Annotated in this window: 4 protein-coding genes; all 4 read right to left on the bottom strand. The window is 62.7% G+C overall.

Annotation, left to right across the window (positions count from 1 at the left end):
- Positions 1–275: 275 nt before the first annotated feature.
- From AC3B8H_RS17855 to AC3B8H_RS17840, 4 genes are read right to left on the bottom strand one after another with little or no spacing between them, the layout of a single operon-like run.
- Entirely contained in the window at positions 276–1,388 is a 1,113-nt protein-coding gene (locus tag AC3B8H_RS17855) for an ABC transporter permease (protein ID WP_488442897.1), read from the bottom strand.
- 3 nt (positions 1,389–1,391) lie between these two features.
- Positions 1,392–2,513 (bottom strand): ABC transporter permease, encoded by a 1,122-nt coding sequence (locus AC3B8H_RS17850; RefSeq protein ID WP_488442896.1) that lies wholly within the window; start codon positions 2,511–2,513, stop codon positions 1,392–1,394.
- Entirely contained in the window at positions 2,510–4,261 is a 1,752-nt protein-coding gene (locus AC3B8H_RS17845) for an ATP-binding cassette domain-containing protein (protein WP_488442895.1), read from the bottom strand. The genes AC3B8H_RS17850 and AC3B8H_RS17845 overlap by 4 nt, the downstream gene beginning before the upstream one ends.
- Positions 4,258–5,283, bottom strand: coding sequence for an HlyD family secretion protein (locus AC3B8H_RS17840; RefSeq protein ID WP_488442894.1), 1,026 nt, complete (start codon positions 5,281–5,283; stop codon positions 4,258–4,260). The genes AC3B8H_RS17845 and AC3B8H_RS17840 overlap by 4 nt, the downstream gene beginning before the upstream one ends.
- Positions 5,284–5,531: the final 248 nt, after the last annotated feature.

Raw genomic sequence — 5,531 nt, 5'->3', positions numbered from 1 at the left:
TCAGCATGGGAATTCCATTTCTGTATATCCCCGGGGCCAAGTAGATGTGGCTGGTAAACACCAAATCACTGTCATTGAATCAGATTGAACGATAGACAGCAATGGGTCGATGTGGATTACGGTAATTCCCTGTCAACACTACACTCCCAGTCGCCGAGCGCTACTGGCTATTCGATAACGCCAGCGCAACTAATAACCTGCCACTTATTCAAATGTCAAGAACTCGCCCAACATTCCATTCAATGCCACACTCATTTAAACGCCCCGGTTCACCCTCAATACATCCGCTTGCGGAACAGCCAGCCGGCGCAGATCAGCGAGGCCAAGCCGATCAAGGCCATCGGCCAGTATTGATGCAGCAGGGCCGGGCTATCCAGGCCTTGCAGGAAGACGCCGCGAACGATGACCAGGAAGTAACGCAGCGGATTGAGTAAGGTCAGGGTTTGCACGGCTTCCGGCATGTTGGCGATCGGCGTGGCGTAGCCGGACAGGATGACCGCAGGCACGATGACCAGAAAGCCGCCCAACAAGCCTTGCTGCTGGGTGGTGGACAACGAGGAAATCATCAATCCGACGCCGACGATCGCAAACACGTAGAACACGATGCCGATATACAAGGCCGTCAGACTGCCGAGTAGCGGCACCCGGAACCATAGCACCACCATAACGATGCTGAAGCTGGCTTCGAACACGCCGATCAAAAAGCCGGGCACCGCCTTGCCGATCACGATTTCCCTGGGCGTCAGCGGCGTCACCAGCAATTGGTCGAAGGTGCCCTGCTCGCGCTCGCGCGCCACCGACAGCGAGGTCACCAACATCGTCACCACCAGGGTCAACAGGCCGACGATGCCCGGCACGATGTACCAACGGCTTTCCAGATTGGGGTTGAACCAGGCGCGAGTCCGCAGCACCGCGTCCGGCAACGGCAGACCGTGGTCCCTGGCCCAGGCGATGTTGAAATCGGCCACTACCGATTGCGCGTAGCCCTGGGCGATTTGGGCAGTATTGGAATCGCGGCCGTCCAGCAGGATTTGCACGTCGGCTGCTTGCCTGCCGCTCAGCAGGTCGCGGCTGAAATGCCGACCGATGTGCAACACCAGCAACACTTGCTTGGTGTCCAACACCTCGGCCACCTCTGCCTCGCGCTGCAGGCGGCGCGCTTCCCGGAACGCCGGCGCGCCGACGAAACGGGCGATCAGCTCGCGCGAGGCGATGCCGGCATCTTCGTTGTACACCGCGATCGGTACTTGGTTAAGATCGTAGGTGGTGGCATAGCCGAACACGAACAATTGCACGATGGGCGGCGCAATCAGCACGAAACGGCTTTTCTTGTCCTTGACCAGATCCAGGAACTCCTTGACCAGCATTGCGTAAATCCGCCAGAACATCGTTTACTCCAGGCGACGCGGCGCCCGCCACAAGGCCAGCGCCATGAATAGCACCGCCATCAAGGCCAACGCCAGCGCGTTGGGCACGACGACTTCCCAGACATTGCCGGCCAGAAACACCGTCTGCAAGATCGCGACAAAATAGCGGGCCGCGATTAAATAGGTCGCCCACTGGACCACGGTGGGCATGCTGTCGATGTTAAAGATGAAGCCCGACAATAAAAACGCCGGCAAAAAGGTGACGATGATGGCGATCTGGCCGGCGACAAATTGGTTTTTCGCGGCGATCGAAATCACCAACCCCATGCCCAATGCCACCAGCAGGAACAGCGAACCGCAGACCAGCAACACCCACAACGACCCGATCAGCGGCACTTCGAACAACCACACCGCCATCGCGATCGAGAGCAGCATGCCGCCCATGCCCAGCAAGTAATACGGTATCAGTTTGCCGAGCAAGACCTGGCGGACGCTGACCGGCGTGGCGATCAGGGCTTCCATCGTGCCACGCTCCCACTCGCGTGCCACCACCAGCGCGGTCAGCAAGGCCCCGATCAAGGTCATGATCACCGCGATCAAGCCCGGCACCAAAAAATTCCGGCTGCGTAGCGCGCTGTTGTACCAAACCCGATTCCGCAATTGCACCGGCCTTAGCGCCCGCAAGCCGCGGCTCTCGGCGCGCGCGCTCAACCAACGGTCCCAAACTCCGAGCACGTAACCGCTGACCAGCCGGGCGGTATTGGCATCGACGCCGTCCAGAATCAATTGGATCGGTGCCGGCTCGGTGCCGCGCAAGCGCCTGTCGAAGTCGTCTTGAAGGCCGACGATGGCATTGATTTCGCCGGCTTCCAACGCGGCGGCGGCGGCCGGCATATCCGGAAAATAGCGGCTGCGAAAATAGTCGGACTGCTCGAATCCGGCGGTCAACGCGGCGGTCTCGGCGCTCGGAGCCGCCACCACCAAGCCGATGGGCACCCGCTTGGCGTCCAGCGACACGCCGTAGCCGAACAACAACAGCAGGAACACCGGCATCGCGAAGGCGATCGCCAGACTGCTGGGATCGCGCCAGACCTGCAGAAACTCCTTGCGGATCAGGCCGATCAGTCGTTGTCGGGTCGCCGTCATGCCACTCCTCCGTCGCCGGCCGCTTCCACCAAACGAATAAACGCCTCCTCCATGTTCGAGGCCACGTTACTTCCGCCGGCGCGAACGATTTGCGCCGGCGTGCCGGCCGCCAGAATGTCACCTTCGCGCATGATCAACAGGCGGTCGCAATATTCGGCCTCTTCCATGAAATGGGTGGTCACCAACACCGTCACGCCGCTGGCCGCCAATTGATTGATGCGCGCCCAAAATTCGCGGCGCGCCAACGGATCGATACCGGAGGTCGGCTCGTCGAGAAACAGGATTTCCGGCTCGTGCATCAGCGCGCAAGCCAGCGCCAGGCGCTGCTTGTAGCCCAGCGCCAAATCGCGGCTGTCGGTATCGGCAAACTCGGTCAAACCGAACTCGCCGAGCGCCCAGGCGATGCGTTCCCGGCGCTCGCCGCCGCGCAAACCGTAGGCGTGGCTGAAGAAATCCAGGTTTTGCCGCACCGACAATTGCCCGTACAACGAGAACTTCTGCGACATATAACCCAAGCGCCCCCTGGCCTGGGCCGCCGCCTGCCGCAAATCCACGCCGGCCACTTTCAGGCTGCCGTTACTGGCCGGCAGCAAGCCGCACAACATCCGAAACGTGGTGGTCTTGCCGGCGCCGTTGGCGCCGAGCAGCCCGAAAATTTCGCCGCGCCCGACCTGGAAGGAAAGTTTTTTCACCGCCTGAAAATCGCCGAACCAGCGATCCACCGCCTCGACCTCGATCACCGGCGCGGCGGCCGGACCGGTGGCCGACAGCGGGCAGATGTTCTCGACCACGCCGTGGCCGCCGTCGCGCTCGGTCAATAGCCAAATGAAGGCATCTTCCAAGCGCGCCGGCACCGGCCGCGCATCCACGCGATCGGTCGCCGCAAACCAAGCGCCCCAGTCCGGCGCCGCGCCCGGCGCCAAGACCGCCCGGACCTCATCGCCCAGCACCACCGCATCGATGACGCCGGGCCTGCCGACGACGCGCTGGCGCAGTTGCCGACCCGACAATACCGGGCTGCTCAAACGATAGGCGCCGCCCCGTACCAGTTCGTGAAGCGCGGCCGGCGCGCCCTGTTTGAGTATTCGGCCATGATCCAGCACGATAACGTGCCGACAATGCTCGGCTTCGTCCATGTAGGCGGTGCTGAGCAAAACCGTGGTACCGTGATCGCCGACCAGCGCGTCGATGATATGCCACAGTTCGCGGCGGGAGAGCGGATCGACGCCGACCGAGGGTTCGTCCAGCAGCAGCAAACGCGGCCGATTCAACAAGGTACACGCCAAGCCCAGCTTTTGCTTCATGCCGCCGGACAGGCGCCCGGCCAAGCGGCTTTCGAACTTGCCGAGTCCGGTCATCGCCAGCAATTCGGCGAAGCGGCCGGGCCGGTCGGCCTGGGCGATGCCGTGCAGATCGGCGTACAACGTCAGGTTCTCGCGCAGGCTCAGGTCTTCGTACAAACCGAAGCGCTGCGGCATGTAACCGGTCGTGGCGTGCAGCAGCGGCCCGGCCGTCGCGGTATCGTTGCCGAAGCTTTCGACTCGCCCGGCTTCCGGTAGCAGCAAGCCGGCGGCCAGACGCAGCAAGGTGGTCTTGCCGGCGCCGTCCGGCCCGACCAGCGCGGTGATGCCGCCGCCGGGCAATTCGAAATCGATCTGGCGCAAGGCCGCCACTTCGCGGCCGCCGGCCCGGAATGATTTATCGACGCCTTTGAACCGGAGCGCCGGCGCGTTCGTCGGCGCGGTCACGGCCGTTCGGCGCAACCCGGTTGCTCGGCCGGCAGCGCTTCGACATCGATCTCAACGCTGACCGGCATGCCCAAACGCAATTGATCCTGGGCATTACAAACGTAAATCCGCACCTGATAGACCAGACTGGTCCGCAACTCGCTGGTCTCGACCGACTTGGGCGTGAATTCGGCGGTCGGCGAAATATATCCGACCCAGCCGGCGTAAGGCCGGTCCGGAAAACTGTCGCTGACGATACGGGCCGGCAGGCCGTGGCGCAATTTACCAAGCTCGGTCTCGGCGGCGTAGGCTCTGACCCACAACGGCTCGGTCAGCGCCAGCGTCAGCACCGGCGTCTGCGCGTTCGCCATGTCGCCGGGCTCGAGAATCCGGTTTTGGACGACGGCATCGGCCGGCGCGTAAAGATGGGCGTCTTCCCAGGACTTTTTCGCCAGCAGCAATTCGGCTTCGTCGGCGCGCAGTTGAGCCTGGGCGGCTTGAATATCCTCGCGGCGCGGGCCGATCGCGGTCAACTGGTATTGTTCCTTTAGGGCTTGCAAAGTCTCGCGGGCGCCGTCGTAGGCGGCCTTGGCCTGATCGACCGATTCCACCGAGGTCAATTTGCGCTCGGCTAGGTTGCGCATCCGCTCCAGTTCCTTCTTCGCCAACACCAAAGCCGCTTCGGCGCCCTTGACATCGTTGCCGGCCTTGCCGATCTCCTGCGGCCGCGAGCCGTTCAAGGCCTTGTCGACCACGTGGCGTTGTACTTCGACTCGGGCCTGGGCCGCATCCCAGGCATACTGAAAGCGTTCCAGGGTCTGCACCGCCAACAATTGGCCGCGCTTGACCCGCTCGCCCTCTTGCACCTGGATTTGCGCGACGTGTTCGGAATCGTGAAAGCTGAGTTCGACTTGGCGAATATCGATGTTGCCGTAGAGCTTGAGTTGGCTCGGCGGCGGCTCGGGGTGCCGAAACTGAAATCCGACGGCGGCGATACCGATTGCCGCGACAGTGGCGAGTGCCGCGATACGTAAACTGGACATGTTGTCCTTCCCGGTCTGGCTAAATCCCGTCCTGGGACGCATGAAGGCCGCATCCTCCTAATGCCGCCGCCGTCGGCCCCCTGCCGACAGCCGTGTCAGTATACTGAACGGGCTCGCCGCCCGCCAGATGGCTCACCGCCAACAGCACGGGCGTCCCGGAAACCGGCCGAGGCGACTGAAGATCGGGCGCTATTGGGACTCGACGGTCATCGCCGCCAGGAAAGGCGATCCGCTACGGTAACCAAAAT

The sequence above is a fragment of the Methylomonas sp. BG-2 genome (assembly GCF_057766305.1).
This window is presented reverse-complemented; position numbering and strand designations above follow the sequence as displayed.

Excerpts from the sequence above, each read along its gene's own strand:
- AC3B8H_RS17855 (WP_488442897.1), bottom strand. The coding sequence starts at position 1,388 with ATGTTCTGGCGGATTTACGCAATGCTGGTCAAGGAGTTCCTGGATCTG.
- AC3B8H_RS17850 (WP_488442896.1), bottom strand. The coding sequence starts at position 2,513 with ATGACGGCGACCCGACAACGACTGATCGGCCTGATCCGCAAGGAGTTT.
- AC3B8H_RS17840 (WP_488442894.1), bottom strand. The coding sequence starts at position 5,283 with ATGTCCAGTTTACGTATCGCGGCACTCGCCACTGTCGCGGCAATCGGT.